The following is a 17,828-nucleotide window of genomic DNA, read 5'->3' as shown; positions in this document are numbered from 1 at the left end:
GGTCGAGTTGGTGCGCGACCCTGCCACGAACACGGTCCGCATCCGGGTTGCCGAGTTCAACGACCGCACTGCCGACGCGCCGGTCATCGAGCAGATTTCGCTCGACGACGGTGTGCTGAACATCGACATGGGTCAGCTGGCGCCGACGCCGCAGAGTCAAGTCACGCCGGACAACACGAAGTTCGTCGTGTGGATCAAGCCGGTGGGCTACACGCCCGGGCCGGACGAGGCGAGCTGGGATGAGCCGGCGCATGGCCGCCTTTATCAGGCGATCGAGGCCCAGTGGAGCGGCTCACGCCTGACGGTGGCGCTTCCGCCTGGAGTGGCGCTGTCTGCTCACGAACTGTACGTGGAGCGCCTGGTCAAGGTCGAGACGTCTCCTGGGCGTTTCGAGTTCCAGGAAGCGGGCACAGGCTCGCGCAGCGGCGCCGCCACCTTCCAGCCCAAGACCGACGTGTCGTTCACCACGTCGGCGTTCGGCATCCGGTTCTTCAAGCACGTCGCGAACACGGTGAGAAACGCCGATGGCACGCTGACCGGCCCCGACCAGCAACTGCAGCTGGTGAAGGAGCAGACCTGGGCCGAGGCGTTCTCTCGGTTGCCCCTTGAGCTGCGGTCCAGCGTCAGCGCGGCGGTGGGCGGTTGGAAGACCGACCAGATCGCCTTCAACGACGCCGGCACCTTGGCGTTCATCGCTTCGTACAACGGACGAGTGATGGTGCTCGACATGGCGAGCCTCGACCTCGTCGACATCATCGAAGTCGGCGGCGGCTCAACCAACATCGCGAGCATTGCGGTGGCCGGCGACCACCTCTACATCGCTGAAGGCGATCGATACGTCACTGCCGGGCGCCCGGAGGGCGGCTACCGCCTGATGCGCGTGAACATCGACCTGTCCGCGCCGCAGGCTTACGGCCACGTGCAGCAGATCCGTTTGCCCAGCACGCTGTCCAACACCGTCGGCGGCTATGCCGACCTGGCGGTCAACCGAGATGCGCAAGGGCGGCCGCGCTACCTGGCGGTGACCGTGGCGACCGGCGCCCTGGGGATCAACCGATACGACATGGAGATCGGCAAGGCGTTTGTCCTCGACCTGGTGGGGCTGGAGGCTGAGAACCAGTTGGGTACCGCCAGATGGTCTGCCTCTTTGACGGCCTCGCGTTCGCTGCGAGAGATCGTCCATCCCGAGAGTCGAGGGCGGGGCACGCAGTTTGTCGTCTCCGGCAGCCGGCCCGGTGACTTCCTGTTCACGAATGCGTTCGACGGCGCACGCGGCGCCGTGTCCGTCAGCTTCGCGCTCGATCCCCAGGATGGCAGCCTCAGCGCCACCCCGACGACACGCGTGCTGAACCTGGACACGAGCGGTCTCTTCACGGTGGGCAAGTACCGCCTGAACTTCCAGCGCACGCAGGGCGTGGCTGTGACGGAGTTCCAAGGCAACGAGTACGCTTTCATCGCCGACTACCACCTGCCCTACCTCGACCTCTCGAATGCGGGCCGCCAGGTGGGCGGCAAGATCGCGGTGGTGAAAGACCCGTTCGGCCGCAACGGCCAACCGGAGTTTCTGGGCACCACGACGCCGTTCAAGGGCGGCACACTCGACAAGCTGACGTTGAGCCCCGACGGTAGCCAGCTGTGGGCCACCTACATGCACGACGAGGGGGGCCTGACTGGCACCATCAGCTTCGGCATGCTGGTGTTTGACGCGCAGGACTTGATCATTCATGCGCAGGTCAATTCCCTGAACAACCGCAGCCAGACCGCACCGCTGCCTTTCGATCGCATGAACAGCGGGGGCGATCAGATCCCCAGTGTGACGCCGCACGAGTACGGCGGCCACGTGGTCGGCATGGCGCCGAAGCGTGCCACGCTGAACATCGTGTCGGCGAACGGTTCCCCGGACGGCAGTCTAGTCGGCAGCGGTCATCTTGCTCGCGACGCGATGACCGCGCCCGCCCATGGTGAACCGGTGTTCTACCTGCAGACCGGTGTTCCGCTCACCGGATACAGCGTCTACGTCAGCACCTTCGGCCCAGGTGACGGGTTGTGGCCGCAAGACAAGCCGCTGGAACTGTTCTCGTTGTTCGGCGGCTCCGATGCCTCGGGTGACTTGAGCCTCCTGCAGCGCGAATTGCTGGCCGACAGCAATCCCGGGCGCGTGGCCACAGCCCACGTCAACCGGTCGCAAGCGGCCAGCGACGATCCTTTCCGGGTCGACCTGGCCGAAGTGTTGGGTCGGCAGGTGAAGCTGACAGCAGGCCAGACCTACTGGGTGGGCGTGGAGGGCCGAACCGCGTCCGGCTCGGTCGTGCGCACTTACAAGCAGTTCACGGTGGCGCCAGTCAAGGCTGAATTCGAGAATCAGTTCTCAAGCGTCACGATCTTGACGCCGACGCTCCAGACGCCTTTTGCCGTCGACGAGATCATCGGCGGAACGTATTTGCCCGAGTTCGCCCGCTCACTGGGTTTCGAAGGCAATGACACGCTGACGGGGACACGGCTGATGGCGGCGGCGATGGCCGAGAAGTCTGGAGCAACGGTGCTGGAGTACGACCCGCGCACGGGGGGATGGATCGGCGCCAAGGGCACTCGCTGGGCTGACGTCTCGATCAACCGCATTCCCAAGAATGGTGGTGCGCTGATCCTGATCGCCAATTGGCTCAGTGATGCGTCGACCACGGACACCGGCTTTGCCGAAGGCGCCGCGGACGCGCTCTTCGCGAGCCTGGTCGAGTTGCATCGTGGCACCGCAGCAGCCGGCTTCCGCGGGGGTCTGCTGAACTCCCACCTGCACTTCATCGGGCACGGTCGTGGGGCTGTGGTCAACAGCGAGATCATCCAACGCCTGGGACGCTACGCCGATTCGCTACAACAGGTTCAAGGTGTGAACCGCGAAAGCGACGATCCCTCCAACCGTCTTGACCTTCACATGACCACGCTCGATCCGTTCGACGGCGAGCAGCGTTCTCTGGAGCTGGACTTTGGGGCGATGTTCGGCCGATTGGCGCTTGTAGGGACGGCGGCGACGTTGAGCGGGTCCCTTGCGCTTGCTGGCCGGTGGGCTATCGCCATCGCCAACTGGGGCGGCCTCTTTGTCGACGCCGTACTCAAGCCCTACGGCCTGGACAAGATCGCGGCCGGGGACTACAAGGACCCCGACATCAAGATCTGGGAGAACGTCACCTTCGCGGACAACTACTACCAGGAGATTCCGAAGCAACCCGGCGACCAGTGGTTCACCAACGTCCCGGTGGTCGAGTATCTGTATACGAGTATCGACACTCAGCACACGGGCACGCCCTACGGTCATTCCATGTGGAACGCGGGTGCCGCGATCGATGTCCGACTCGATGGGCGTTACGGATTCCACATCGGCAATGACGATGAGTACCCGATCATCAACGGTATCGGCACGCTGCACCAGCGCGTCGCAACCTGGTACCTGGGCACGGCAAACCTGGCGCTGCGTCGCTTTAGCGACACTAAACCTCACCCTGCGGAAGGAAAGGCGGACCCCATCCTGCGGGGCTTGCAAGACTATGGACGAAAGGTGGACGCCTTCGGCGGCGACTGGCTCTATAGCAACTACAACTACACCTTCGACTCGTTGCGGGACTGGAAGCCCTGGTACAGCTATCGCGTCTCGAATACGCTGAGCAATCAGACGATCGCCACCGCCGCCTTCGTCCAGGCACACGGCGACTACACCTCGACTGTGGTTCAGGAAGGCTTGGGAGAGGGTTGGGCGTACTCGGTACAGGGCGGCGGCTTGTACGGCGCAGATTCGAGGGCGGGGCTGCGACCGCTCGAGGGCCGCGAGCCGGTCATTGCCGACAACACCGAACGCGGACGCGACCTTGAAGCCGTCCCCGGTGTCTTCAACGGCAACTTTGAGGCGGGCGACCGCACGCAGTTTGGCCGCTTCCCAATCTTCAGCTGGAACCTGCCGGGCTGGTCGCGCCACAATTGGACGAAGCCGGTGAACACGCCGCAGCTGCTGGACGAGTACAAGGAACGTCTGTCGAATGACCTGGACCAGGGGGTTGATGTGCTCGACTGGAACGGGTTGCGCCAGGATTGGTGGGACGCCTTCAAGCGCGACTACCTGCCGGGATTCACTGCCGGCCTGTACAGCGATATCTATCAATCGATCGGCGAGTTGCTCGGGAAGTTGAGGAAGACCCCGCTGGCGACGGGCAAGCTCGGCCTAGATCCGTTGGAGGTATCGGTCAACGCGGTCGTGGACGCCTTCGACGGGTTCAGGCAACGAATGATGGCGAGTTTTGCGCGCCACAACGTGCCTGGGGGAGTGAATACGGTCGTTTCTGCGATCAACAAGTTTTTGGATGTTGCGGCGAACGGCACGAAACAGTTCCCTGGGGCCAACATCAGGAATCTGACCTCGGCGGCCTTCTTCCTCGGCGCCGGCCCATCGCTCGTGGCCAACTTCCTGAATGGATATCAAAGCATCGCAGAGCATCGAGTCGAGCTGGGGGGCGGCGACGAACTCTGGCACAACCGGATGTATTTCCCGATCGACGCCACGTCGTTGAGCTTCGATCTGGCGAGCGACAGCCTCGAAACCGGAACGCTGGAGGTGGTCTTCGAGCCTTGGAGTGTCGGTGGAACCGCCGCAACTCCTCCGTCTGGATTGCGGTTCTCGTTTGACAAGAAGCCGGTGGCCTTGTTGGACGGTGCCTACCAGCAGATCAAGATCGCCGTGCCGGAGGCGTTGCGCGGCCAAGTAGGAACGTTCTACTTCAAAGTGTCCGACGACACGTGGGGCAGCTTCTATATCGACAACATCCGCCTGGGCTCCGACCTCGAGATCACCGACAGTAGTGCAGCGGAAGGGAACGCCGACCAGGCGAAGGACCGCATCGTCTTCTTCAAAGACTTTGTCGACGTGGACCCGCAGGCCAACGTGGGCGATCTCCGGACCACCGATCCCTTCGTCAGTGTGCAGCAACACGGCGTCGACCAGCACAAGGTGACGTTGCGCAACAGCGGTGCTGAGAGGGCGCAGATCCGCCTGAAGGTGGACGGAGACGCCTTCTTGCAGCACCGCACCACGGACGCCAGCACCGGCGCAACTACCAGCCAGCTGATGGACGGCAACTGGGAGTTCGCACGCGTGCTTGAGCCAGGCGAGGAGTACGTCCTCGACCTGCGCGCCCATGCCAACGAGGATCTTCTGAAGAAGCTCGCCGGGTACGATCAAGAGAGCGGCACCTACAACACCCTGCCGTACGACGTCGCGATCGCTTTCGCTCGTCTGCAGGTGGAAACGAGCCCGGTGGGCAGTGGCGTGGTGCAGAAGGACGCGGTGAGCCTCTACTACATGATCGATCTATCGGACGCCAGCCGAAAGGACGGTGTGGTCCACATGCGCGACCTGAGGACGGGTACCGACGTCAACCTCACAGGAGGAATGCTGGGAGGTCCCAATGGAGAGCGCGCGCTGCGGGTCTACAACCCCGGTGGCATGGAGATCGCGCCGGTCGCAGGCGCGGGCTTGCCGTTGAATCTGGTGGAGGTCAAGAACCTTCCCGATGTGATCGACCAGATGCGCGTTGACGATCCCGCCTCGGCGCTGCCGCCTGCGATTGCGGCTGCAGCAAAGAAGCGCGAGAAAGACACCACGCTGATCATCGTCAAAGGGGGTGATGCGAGGTCCTTGCTCGGCTCGAACCTGTCGGTCGACCTGACGATGAAGGCCGCGGGCGTGGTGGTTGCACAGCCCAAGCTGCAAGCCGTACTTGTCGAACCTCAGCGGCTGCACGTCAACAGCGCGGACATTACCGCGCAGGTCCAGCGATTTGTCGGCTACCTCGTCGGCGACACCCGTGCCCAGATCGACAGGCTGCGCGAGCTGGAGGCGCAGGGCGAAATGTGGCCTAGCGATCGACAGCGGCTGGATGAGCTGCTCGTCGTGGACGCCTTCAAGGCTTCGTTGACCTCCGAGCAATTGCAGCGCCTTGCGCTGCTTCAACCCGGTTTGCTGGCGCCGTTCCAAGGACAGGCCTTCTCGACGGCGGTCCGGGAGGTGCTCTACGAGGGCGGTGACGGACTCCAGGGCGTGTTCCACGAACTGTGGTCACGCGGTGACCTCGAGATCAGCACAGCGACCCGCGCGCCGGCGAGCAATGAGAACTCGCTGCTTGTGAAATGGCAGGGTGAGGGGGAATTCACTGGCACTGCGGGTACGGCCGGTCAGGACCTCTGGGTGAGCGAACTGCAACGGTTGCTGATGAGCGGTGACAGTGTCCGCTCCGATCTGCAGCCGCAGCAGAAGCTGTACCTGCTGTCGAAGGTGCTCAACGGGGACCGGGCAGGAGCGCTTTCCGACCCGACCAAGCGGGCGATGCTGTATCTGGGGCAGGTGCTTCGAGACGTCTTGGTGGACCTGCCGAGCGACGCGGACACAGACCTGGCCTGGAAGCGCCTGGGCCAGCGAGTGGGCTGGGTGGCTGCGCACGAGTTCGCGCACAACCTGGGCCTGCCCGACGCCTATGTGCAGAGCGGGGGGGTGCGTCAACTTCTGGACCTTCAGGAGTCCCTGATGTCCCAGTTCGGCATGCGCAACCTGACGCCGATTCAGCAGAACCTGTTGGCGCTCGCGCTTGACGCCCCGAACCACGGCCTGCTGGAGACGACAGAGCATGGGTCCCTGCGGGGCCGCACAGTGGCGGCGAGCGACATCGACGGGGTCATCCAATACCTGTACAACCTGTCCAACGGCAGGCGGGTCAACTTCGCCCCTTCCGAGGGCGAAGCCGCGACAGGTTCCGGAGGTGACCAGCCGACGGACTCCGGCGGTTTCCTGGGCTTCTCCACGACCCCGGAGACGGGCCTTGCGAGCGCTGCGGGTGTGCCGGCGACCGGGCACGAGATGAAGGGTCTGGAGGACGCGACCAGCTGGCAAGCGCGCGGCACCATCGACTGGCAAGACGGCGGCGCCGCCGTGCTGCACGAGAGCGACCGCGTCCACAGCGGCCTGCGTCAGACCTTCGTCGTGATGGAAGGCCAGCGTTACCTCACCTTCACCGTGTCGGACCATCGACTCGGCGAAGGCGGCGCGAGCATCGCCGATGCGTTCGAGTTTGCGCTGCGAGACGCGGCTGACGGCCGCTCCGTGTTGCCGTCCCTGGCGCTGTCGCGCACCGACGCAGGTCTGAACCAGCAGGGCGGCGGGCAGCAGTACCTCTCCAGCGGGGTGCTGGCCCGTGACGGCAAGACGCAAGGCTCGACCACCTACTATGTCGACATCACGGAGGTGGCGCGGGGCACCGCGCTGGAGCTGTCGTTCGACCTGATCGGCTTCGGCGTTGCCGACGGCTATGTGAAGCTCAAGGACGTCCAACTGCTCGGATCGCTGAACACGGCGCCGGTGCTGCAGCAGCAGCAACACGTCGAGCTCGGCGAGGATGGCGTGTCGCAATTCGACCCGCTGGCAAAAGCGAGCGATGCGGAAGGTAACGCGTTGACCGCGCACCTCGTCACGCCGCCGGCACACGGCAGCCTGACGCTGCGGGCGGACGGCAGCTTCGACTACCAGCCGCAAGCCGACTTCCACGGTGAAGACAGCTTCAGCTACCGCGTCAGCGACGGCCAGTTGGAGTCGACCATCGCGACGGTCCGGATGACCGTGCGACCGGTCAACGACCTGCCGGTGGTGCAAGACATTACCTCCAGTGTCGAGGAGGACGGTAGCGTGCACCTCGATCTGGTGGCCGGTGCGATCGACGTGGACGGCGATTCGCTGGCCCCGGTGATCGTCGCGGCTCCGGCCCACGGTGTGCTGACCACCGACGCGGAGGGTCGCTACACCTACACGCCGGCTCCGGACTTCCACGGCAGCGACAGCTTCACCTATCGCATCAGCGATGGCCAGGGCGAGTCGCAGGTGGCGACGGTGTGGCTGACCGTGATGCCGGTGAACGACGCTCCGGTGGTGGCAGACCAGGCCGCCACGCTGGCCGAGGACGGAAGCTTGCGCGTCGACCTGTTGGCCGGAGCGCAGGACGTGGACGCAGACGTGCTGGCGCCGGTGGTGGTCAGCGGGCCGCGGCATGGCAGCCTGACGCTCAACGCCGATGGCAGCTTCAGCTACTCGGCCCACGCCGACTACCACGGGGAGGACAGCTTCACCTATCGCGTCAGCGATGGGCAGAGCGAGTCGTCACTGGCGACGGTTACGCTGACCGTCTCGCCGGTGAACGATGCGCCGATCGCCCAGGACGGCAGTGCCACGCTGGCCGAGGACGGCAGCGCCGTGATCGACCTGCGCACCCTGGGCCTCGACGTGGACACCCTGGTGTTGCAGGCCGTGGTCCTGACCGGACCGTTGCACGGCACGCTGTTGAACCACGGCGACGGCACGTTCACCTACACGCCCGCGCCGAATTTCTACGGCCGCGACAGCCTGCGCTTTGCGTTGACGGACGGCGACCTCGTGTCGAACGAGGCGACCTTCACGTTCCACGTGACGGCGGTGAACGACGCACCGGTGATCGCCGACGGACACCTGACAGTGTCCGAAGACGGTGTGCTGCGCATCGACCCGCTTGCCGGCGTGACCGACGTCGATGGCGACGCCTTGAGTGCGGACGTCGTTGCCGGCCCCGCGCACGGCAGCCTGAGCCTCAACACCGACGGCAGCTTCACCTACACGCCGACGGCCGACTTCGAGGGCAGCGACAGCTTCACCTACCGTGTCAGCGATGGCACTGAGGCGTCCAATCTCGCGACGGTCACACTGACCGTGACGGGTGTCAACGATGCGCCGGTCGCCCAAGACGGCCGGGCCGCACTGGACGAAGACGGGGCGGTGGTGGTCGACCTGCGTGCCTTGGGCCTCGACGTGGAGGGCGCTCAGCTCCAGCCCGTCGTGGTCGCCGGCCCGTCGCACGGCACCCTGGTGGACAACGGTGACGGCACCTTCACCTACACGCCCGCGCCCAACTTCAAGGGCCGAGACAGTGTGCGCTTCACGCTCAGCGATGGCGAACTGACCTCGAACGAGGCGACGTTCAGCTTCGACGTCACCGCGGTGAACGATGCCCCGGTGGTCGCCGACAGCCACATGACGGTGGACGAAGATGGGGTGCTGCGTGTCGATCCGCTGGCAGGCAGCAGCGACGTGGACGGTGACGCACTGGCCGCGGCCATCGTCGCCGGCCCGGCGCACGGCAGCGTGAGTGTCAACGCCGACGGTAGCTTCAGCTACACGCCGGTGGCCGACTTCAACGGCAGCGACAGCTTCACCTACCGCGTCAGCGACGGGCAGGGTGGCTCCGAGTTGGCGACCGTCACCTTGACGGTGGTGCCGGTGAACGACGCCCCGGTGGTCGCGGGCCGTCATCTGACGGTGTCCGAAGACGGTGCGCTGCACATCGACCCGCTTGCAGGCGCGACCGACGTCGACGGGGACGCCCTGACGGCAGCCGTTGTCGCCGGCCCGGCGCACGGCAGCCTGAGCGTCAACGCCGACGGCAGCTTCACCTACACGCCGGTGGCCGACTTCAACGGTAGCGACAGCTTCACCTACCGTGTCGACGACGGTGCCGGCGCGTCGACTCTCGCCACCGTCACGCTGGGCGTGACCGCGGTGAACGACGCACCGGTGGCACAAGACGGCAGCGCCATGGTGACCGAAGACGGCAGCGTGGTGATCGACCTGCGCAGTCTCGGCTTCGACGTCGACGCCGACGCCGAATTGCAGAGCCTGGTGGTGGCGGGCCCGTCCCACGGCACGCTGATGGACAACGGCGACGGCACCTACACCTACACGCCGGCGCCCGACTTCAACGGCAGTGACCGCCTGCGCTTCGCGCTGACCGACGGTGAGCTCGTCTCGAACGAAGCCACCTTCAGCTTCGAGGTCACCGCGGTGAACGATGCCCCGGTGCTGGCCGACGCGCAGTTGGCGATGGCCGAAGACGGCGTGCTGCGGCTCGACCTGTTGGCGGGTGCGAGCGATGTTGACGGTGACACGTTGACAGCGACGGTGATCGCCGGCGCGGCGCACGGCCTTTTGACGGTCAACGCCGACGGCAGCTTCAGCTACACCCCGGCGGCCGACTTCAATGGCACCGACAGCTTCACCTACCGCGTCGGCGACGGCACGGTGGACTCGAACGTGGCCACGGTGACCCTGAATGTGCAGTCGGTCAACGACGCCCCTGTGGCCCGCGATGCTGCCCTTGCCCTCGACGAAGACGGCACGCTCCACATCGACTTCGCCGCCTACGGCCTGGACGTCGACAGCAGCGCGGCCCTCACCGCCGTGATCGTTGACGGCCCGGCACATGGCAGCTTGGTGCGTGGGGACGATGGCCGCTATGTCTACGTGCCGCATGCCAACTACCACGGCACCGATGCCATCCGCTTCCGTTTGAGCGATGGCGAACTCGGCTCCAACGAGGCAACCCTGTCGATCACCGTGGCCGCCGTCAACGACGCACCGACCTTGGCCGACAGCACGCTGCAGATGGCCGAGGACGGCAGTGTGACCGCCGATGCACTGGCCCAAGCAACCGACGTCGACGGCGACGTGCTGACGCTCGAACTGGTCGAGGGCCCGGCCCACGGCACCGTCACGATCCATCCTGACGGCAGCTACACCTACGTGCCCAACGCCAACTTCTACGGCGTCGACACGTTCAGCCTGCGCGTCAGCGACGGGCCCGCCGCCTCGGCGGTGGCCAGCGTCAGCGTCAACATCGAGGCGGTCAACGACGCCGCGGTCGCGTTCGACAGCACGGCCATCGGCGAGGAAGACCAGGCGCTGGTGCTGGCCTGGAGCGACTTCGATGTGGTCGATGTCGACGGTGACGCCATGGCGATCCGCATCACGACGCTGCCGGCCGAAGGTGTGTTGCAGCGGCATACCGCCGACGGCACATGGCTCGACGTGGTGGCGGGCGAGACCTTCACCCAGGCCGAGATCACAGCCGGTGTGTTGCACTTCGTGCCTGAAGCCAACGCCTCCGGCGGCGAGGGGTATGTCCACGCCGGCTACGGCAACCGCCGCAGCCACTATGCCCGCCTGGGCTATGTGGCCGGCGACGGCCTGGTGGACACCGCCGAGGTCTTCGTGAACCTCGACATCACCGCGCTCGCCGATGCACCGACGCTGAACTTCACGGGCGCCAACAGCAGCACCCGCGAGCTGTTCCGCACCGGTTGGGAAGGTGCGCCCAACGTCGACTCCCAGTCGACGCTGGTGCAGCAGTCCGTCTTCGACGGGTGGCGCTTGATCACCGATCCGGACCCGTCTTGCGGCGGCCAGGACGGTTTCGAGGTCTGGAACACCGGCGACCGGATGGCCGACGCCTACAACAACCTGCGCACCGTGCGGGCTGGCGAGGGCAACGGCAACCAGTGGCTGGAGCTGAACAACGCCGGCGGCGCCCAGCACCAGACCTTGGGCATCGAGCGCACCGTGGAGACGGTCGCTGGCGCCAGCTACACGCTGAGCTTCGACGTCGCAGGACGCCTGGGCTTCGGCTCGGACTACACCCGCATCGCCGTCTACCTCGACGGCGTGAAGCTGGCCTCGGTGAGCCCGACCAGCCCGAGCAGCTCGCTCGACTGGCGCACGCTCAGCTACAGCTTCACCGGTACCGGTGGGGCGCAGCGGCTGCGCATCGTCAGCGAGGCCACCCGTCTGCACGAGGGCGGCCGCGGCACGATGATCGACGACATCGCGCTGAGCGAGACCACGCAGCTCAACCGCGGCAGCGAAGACAGCCGCATTCCGCTGCAAGGCATCGCCGCCGCGCTGGCCGACAACGACGGCTCCGAGACGATGGTGCTCACGATGATGGGCCTGCCCATCGGCAGCGTGCTGAGCGACGGCGTGCGCAGCTTCACCGTCACGGAGGCGGCGCGGGTCGCCAACCTGTCGGGTTGGAACACGGCCACCTTGGCGCTGCAACCGCCGGCCAACTTCAGCGGCGTGCTCCAGCTGCAGGTGCAAGCCACCGCGATCGAGACGGCCACCGGCGGCCGCGCCACCGTCTCGAAGCAGTTGGCCGTGCAAGTCGCTGCCGTGGCCGACGCCCCGGTGTTGACCCTGACGGCACGCGACGTCGACGTCAGCCGCGAGATGCTCAGCACCAGCTGGGAGAGCGTGGCCAATCGCAACCGCAACGCCACCATCGTGGCCGGGGCGCCGTGGAGCACACTGGAAGGCTGGCGTGTGATGCATGCCGAGTTCGGCAAGCAGACGGCGTTTGAGATCTGGAGCAGCGGCGACCAGATGCGCAATGCCGCGGGCCAGTTCGTGACGGTGCAGGCGGCGGCCGGCAATGGCCGCAACTGGCTGGAGCTGAACAACGGTATCGGTGAAGGGCACCAGACGCTGGGGATCGAGCGCGACGTGCAGACGATCGCCGGTGCGATCTACACGCTCAGCTTCGACTACGCCGGGGCTCTGGGCCTGCCCGAAGCCAACACGCGGGTCGGCATTTATGTCGACGGCCAGCTGGTGGGCAGCTATGCCAATACCAGCGGCGCCACGGCGCTGAACTGGCGCGCGCTGAGCTTCCAGTTCACCGGCAACGGCTGCGAGCGTGAGATCAGCATCCGGATCGAAGGGGGACCGACGGCGAACCATGGGCGCGGCGCCATGATCGACGACATCCGCATCGTCGAGACGCTGCCGACCGGCAACCACCTGGTGTATGGCCTAGCGGGCACGGCGATCGCATTGCCGATCGTCAATGCGAGCCTGACGGACACCGACGGGTCTGAGACGCTGAAGGTGGAACTGCTCGGCTTGCCGGCGGGGGCGACGGTGTCGGACGGCACCCGGTCGGTCACGCTCACGAGTGCGGGCAGCGTCGACCTCAGTGGCTGGAACCTGGCCCTGCTGAGCCTGACGCCGCCGGCGGGATGCCCTGGCCTGCTGTCATTGCAGGTGAGGGCGACCAGCACTGAAGCGTCGAACGGCTCGAGCACCAGCGTCACGCAGAGCTTGCAGGTCTGCGTGCTCGGCGGCACGCCGGTGGACACCCCGGTCGGCGTCAACCCGTACGTCGTGCTGACGGCCGGGACGAGCAGCACGACGACCGCCGCGGCGACAGGCACAGTGTCTGCAACGCCTATCGTGGTGGGACCGATGGTGGACGAAACCGGGGCACTGACCATCTCGCTGGCACTCAGCACGCCTCGTACGTGGGAGGAAGAGGAGGCCGCCGAGCGCGAGCGCAGCAGCGCCCTCAATGAGGAGTGGCTGCAGGAGCTGGAGCAGTTTGCCCGGGCGAACTGGGAGGCTTTGGTGGGATGAGGGCAGGGGCGAAGTCGCGACGCGTGAACGTCGATCCCGATGACGACGATCTACGCGAGGCACGGGGCGGGAAGGGCGGCGGTTTGCTCCTTGCCTCTTCCGCAAAGCCCTGGCTGCTGACGAAGGTCCGGCGGCCTGGAGCGGTGTCTACCGCGCTGCCTTTGACACTTACCACATCGAGGCCAACAGTCGGTTTGGAATGGACGGGACGGGTAGGGCCAGCCGGTGGGCTGCCAGCATGAGTAGCGGTGGCGCCAAGCTGGGGTCGGTGGTCGTGGCTGCGTTGGCGCTGACCGCCTGTCCTGCCAAGCCGACGGACGGCAGCTGGGCGGCATTCAATGGGTTCTATCCCGGGATGTCGCTGCAGGATGCCAAGGGCGCCGGCGCAATCAACTGCAAGGAGACCAGTTCGATTTCGAAGGAGGTCCAGTGTGACATCCCGCCTCACCGTCGGGCGCTCGGACCGTTCAACGCGAGGTCTGCGCGGCTGGTGTTCTACATCAGCAACCAGCATCGTCTCAGCCGGATGTTCGTGCATTTCCACGGGCCGCATTTCAACGCCTTGTGCCACGCGGCGGCCGAGATCTACGGAGCGCCTGTGATTGGCAGTGGCTATTTCTGGTATCGAGCTGGCACCCCCGCGGACATCGAACTTCCAATGAGGGGAAGCTCGGGGGACCCCACTCGAACTTTTATGGAGTTTCGGTACGAGCCCGAGCTGGCCGATCCGAAGAACGATCCGCCTTATGCCTCCGAGCGCGGATGCCTGCCTGCGGAGTGAACCGCCGCGGCACTACAACGACCACCACTCCGACTCTCGCCACGACAGTCTGCACAAGCAGGGTGCGTACCAATGACACGATTCCTATTCGCCACATTCCAACTTGTCATTCTCGTCACGACCCTGGTGACCGCGTTGGACTGGTACCTCGCTCCCAGCCCTTCGATCTGGCTGATGAACGTCCTCCCCTTCGAGCTGGTGAATGCGTTGCAAGACATCGGTGTGCCCGGCGGTGGGGCGGTCTGTCCGGTGACATGCCGTCGAGGCGGGCCGTTGGAGGTGCTCAGCGCGGTCGCCGTCGTGCTGAGCGCCCGTCACCTGTGGCGCCACTTCACCACGTCCTCTACGCCGGCGCCTTCGGCATTCGGCCCGATCGAGCGTTTGCTCGCTGGGGCCGCGATCATGCTCATCGCCCTCGAGGTTACGCTCAATCTGCCGCCTCTGTTGATGGGCAAGGTCGTCCTGGACTTGTTCGTCAACGCCGTCACCTTGGGCCAAGTGAGCCTGGCGCGAAAGTCGGCTCACGGGATGCTCGTTGCGGCCTTCTGGATTGTGGAACTCAAGCTGTTGTTGGAAGGTTTAGGTCTACGCAAAACGACGGACCGGGGCGGAAGAACCGTACGACTGTCGGACGCGGAGAGGTCCAAGATCCGCTGACCGCAGCCCGAGCAGGTCTCTGCGTCCACGCGGACGCGGCACGATGATCGATGATTCGTAAATCGCGAGCGTCCGTTCAACTTGGCGGGGCGGACGCATTCCAATGGACGAGACGTATGCCGGTTCTCAGGACAATCTTCAGCGCGATCTTATTCATCGCCTTGGCGCCACATCAAACTGCCCACGCGCAGCCCCAGTCTGAGGACGACACGAACCGCTGCAACGACGCAATGGTGAAGCGCGTGGGGGAACACTTCCATCTTGGCCACTTCATCCATCCAAGTGTTGAGACCGGCGGCCGTTTGGTGGCTAGCATCTGCAAATCTTGGCCGACGAACAGCTCAAGAACTATTGCCGCATTCGCCTACGATGGCGGGGTTGAGTACCAGAAAGAGCTGCTGCTGGCGATAGTCGACGCCCGAGGCGATAGGGTCATTGCGTCCCATAGAGGTGCCATAGCCGAGGGCGGGGCGAGCGAAGTCACGAGCTATTCCTTGAAGCTCGACACGGCGCGATACACCCTTTCGAAAACCACGAGAGCCTTCGCACTTCGCCTCCACACCTTCCGTGACCGATGTCAATACGAGGGAGGCTTTGACGGCGAACTCACCCTCTACATTGTCGAAGGGCGGACTATCAGGCCGATCCTCACTGAAACCATGTCCCATTGGCGCTATGGAGACGGCAATCGCTGCGGCGGAGAGGATATTCCTCACGTAGAAGCCAACGTCGTGATCTCGGTGGAGCCGACTTCAACCAACGGCTTCGCCGATCTAAGGCTTGCGACTCGACGAAACGACAAGAAGAAGGGAGTGGCGGCCAGAGTCAAATACAACGGGGACCGCTACGATCTTGTGCTTTGGCAGACGGCTTTCGGGGCTGTGGCCACGCAGGTTTCTGAGCTGGGCGTGAGTGAACGCTTTGAAAGCAAAATTTGCCAGGATGTCGAGAGTGAAGTTGACGCTGAGGGAGTGAATTCGCTAATGGTGGTGCAGGCAGTAGCCGGCGCCCTGGGGTACAAGTACGATCCAGGTAAAGGTGAATATATTATTTCGCCTGATGATTTTAAGAGGATCGCCGATCAAGTTGAGGTGGTGTCTGGTCCTCAGCATGGGGCTGTGGTAAAGGTGAGCGGTAGCTACCCGTATTGGAGGCTCGTTCCAGATTTTGGTTATGTCGGCAAAGACAAGGTGTCCTTTTCGGTAGATGCGAATGGGAGACGGGTGCTTTTGACCATCGATCTATTGGTGAGTAAGGTTATCAATGAGCGCCAGGATGGGCAGCAGGACTGCGACTTTGTTCGCTTTGGCGCGACGAGGCCCGGAACGAAGAGGGGCCACTTGAACGCTCTGAGCGGCTCTACCCTTGGAGCAGACGCCGTCTGGCATTCCTGCTCCTTGCAGCGAGTGCGAAGCGATGGATATGTGCAAGAGATCGAGGCGTCAATTGCGGTAGACGGAGAGCGCGTTGTGTCTGTCCTCGTCGACAGCACATTGACCGCACCAGAACGCGGAATGCCGGGAGAGAATTGCCATTACGAAGGTGCGGAGCTCCATGATGGGATCGCATTCTCACACCGCAAGGAGGCATTACTTCCAGTAAAGGACGGCGTCGCAGCTTCTGCAATCGGCATCTATGCCACACCGAACTCCTACAGGCTCAACCTCTCAAAAGTATCGTTTGCGTCTTGCGCTCCCAAAGGGCAGTCGGCATAAGGCTCTCGTGCGGGTGACGGACCACGCCTTCTCGATGCTGGCCACCATCAGTGTGGCCGCGCCCGACGGCTGTGGCCTTGCGAAACAAGCTTTGCTCGTTCCGCTTCTCCTGCTCGCCATGGTTCCTCCACACGTCTACGCTGGCGGCTCCGGCGGGGCTTGGGGCACGAACAGGACGGGGCAGACGGTTTACCTATACGACGGCATCTATGTCTTCAAAAACGACGCGGCCGGTCACCGTACGGACGAGATCGTCTCCGTCGTTTCGTTCGAGGGCGAATGTGGAGATATGGCTGCACTGTTCGCAGGCAAGTTCATCGACTGCTCGCGCGGTGTGGCTTCTCCTTTGGCTGCCGCCTACTATCGGGTTCGTTTCAGCACCGAGCACCGCACGCCTGCGGCAGAGGGGCCAAAATCTACGAGTGCATACGGGGTTGCGAGCCGAAGCGCGTACCTCTTCTTTTCGTAGAAGAGCCCGAGGAATGCTAGTTTGGCAACGGTGGGGAGGGGCCCCCTGCGCTGCCGTTCCCCCCCATCCCCCTATTGACGTTTCTATGCCGAAGCCAACGATCAACCGCTACGCCGCGTATCTCCTGTTTGTGCTATGCGGCCATGCTGCCGCAGAGACTCCGGGTGACTATGTAGGCACCAGTAAGACGGGCGTGAGATTCAGGATCGTCATGGACAGCGGCAATTCTGTTCAGGTGCCGGGTGGGTTTTACGCGACAGAAAACCCGACGGTTGCCGTTTTGTCTTCAGCGACGCGACGGCAGCAGGAAAGATTCATGGACAGTCACTGCACGGTCAATGCATTCGCCATGACGTGCTCAAAAGAGTCCCCATTGGGCTCGGCGACTTACAAAGGGTACTTCATAGAAAAGAAGGACAGCGTCGCCCGCAAGTATTTGAGGTGCACCACGGGCTGCGGGAAACACATCCCCGACGTGTTCACCTATCACGACGGCGTCAAAAACTGACGCCAGGGGCCCGCGCCATGCTCTCGCTCCCCCGTCAGCAGAACGGGCGAGGGTCTACTCAGCTCGGCTGTTGCCGACCCTCTAGTTCGCTGAGTAGGGCCAGTGATCGGCGCCTCTATTCCCTCTCGAACCGCCACTTCGTGACGAATATCACGAACCGCCGTCGGACGAGACCGAACGGTTTTGAAGGACCCTCGCCGGTCATAACCGCCCGCCCACTCACCCATGGGGGTTACACCTAGATACGCACCCCCTACACTCCGCCGCGAGACACGCACCAGGGTGCAATGCACAGGGATACGGACCGGCAAGCCGCTAAGGCGCAGACGCTCGTCCTACCCCTCCGCATCTTCACCCGCGCGCTGTCAACAAACCCGGTCTCGATCCATCGATCCTGATCCGAA

Annotated in this window: 6 protein-coding genes; all 6 read left to right on the top strand. The window is 64.4% G+C overall.

Going from position 1 to position 17,828, the window contains the following annotated elements:
* Positions 1 to 10: 10 nt before the first annotated feature.
* The 6 genes from AAW51_RS17055 (at position 11) to AAW51_RS30020 (ending at position 17,424) form a co-directional block, all read left to right on the top strand.
* Positions 11 to 13,294 (top strand): tandem-95 repeat protein, encoded by a 13,284-nt coding sequence (locus tag AAW51_RS17055; protein WP_157359932.1) that lies wholly within the window; start codon positions 11 to 13, stop codon positions 13,292 to 13,294.
* 238 nt (positions 13,295 to 13,532) lie between these two features.
* A complete protein-coding gene (locus AAW51_RS17050; protein WP_157359931.1) occupies positions 13,533 to 14,075 on the top strand; it encodes a hypothetical protein in 543 nt (180 codons plus the stop codon).
* Positions 14,076 to 14,147: 72 nt separating this feature from the next.
* A complete protein-coding gene (locus tag AAW51_RS17045; RefSeq protein WP_047195558.1) occupies positions 14,148 to 14,732 on the top strand; it encodes a hypothetical protein in 585 nt (194 codons plus the stop codon).
* Between the two features lie 116 nt (positions 14,733 to 14,848).
* Positions 14,849 to 16,447, top strand: a complete 1,599-nt coding sequence (locus AAW51_RS17040; RefSeq protein WP_047195557.1) for a PA3715 family protein — start codon at positions 14,849 to 14,851, stop codon at positions 16,445 to 16,447.
* A 34-nt stretch (positions 16,448 to 16,481) separates the two neighbouring features.
* Complete coding sequence (locus AAW51_RS17035; RefSeq protein ID WP_157359930.1) at positions 16,482 to 16,916, top strand: hypothetical protein; 435 nt, start codon at positions 16,482 to 16,484, stop codon at positions 16,914 to 16,916.
* A gap of 211 nt (positions 16,917 to 17,127) precedes the next feature.
* On the top strand, positions 17,128 to 17,424 hold the full coding sequence (locus tag AAW51_RS30020) for a hypothetical protein (protein ID WP_157359929.1): 297 nt from the start codon (positions 17,128 to 17,130) through the stop codon (positions 17,422 to 17,424).
* The last annotated feature ends 404 nt before the right edge of the window (positions 17,425 to 17,828 follow it).

This window comes from Caldimonas brevitalea, assembly GCF_001017435.1.
Lineage (GTDB): Bacteria > Pseudomonadota > Gammaproteobacteria > Burkholderiales > Burkholderiaceae_C > Caldimonas > Caldimonas brevitalea.
This window is presented reverse-complemented; position numbering and strand designations above follow the sequence as displayed.

What these genes read in the sequence shown, in the direction of transcription:
- AAW51_RS17050 (WP_157359931.1), top strand. Translation starts at nt 13,533, where the DNA reads ATGAGTAGCGGTGGCGCCAAGCTGGGGTCGGTGGTCGTGGCTGCGTTG.
- AAW51_RS17045 (WP_047195558.1), top strand. Translation starts at nt 14,148, where the DNA reads ATGACACGATTCCTATTCGCCACATTCCAACTTGTCATTCTCGTCACG.
- AAW51_RS17040 (WP_047195557.1), top strand. Translation starts at nt 14,849, where the DNA reads ATGCCGGTTCTCAGGACAATCTTCAGCGCGATCTTATTCATCGCCTTG.
- AAW51_RS17035 (WP_157359930.1), top strand. Translation starts at nt 16,482, where the DNA reads ATGCTGGCCACCATCAGTGTGGCCGCGCCCGACGGCTGTGGCCTTGCG.
- AAW51_RS30020 (WP_157359929.1), top strand. Translation starts at nt 17,128, where the DNA reads ATGGACAGCGGCAATTCTGTTCAGGTGCCGGGTGGGTTTTACGCGACA.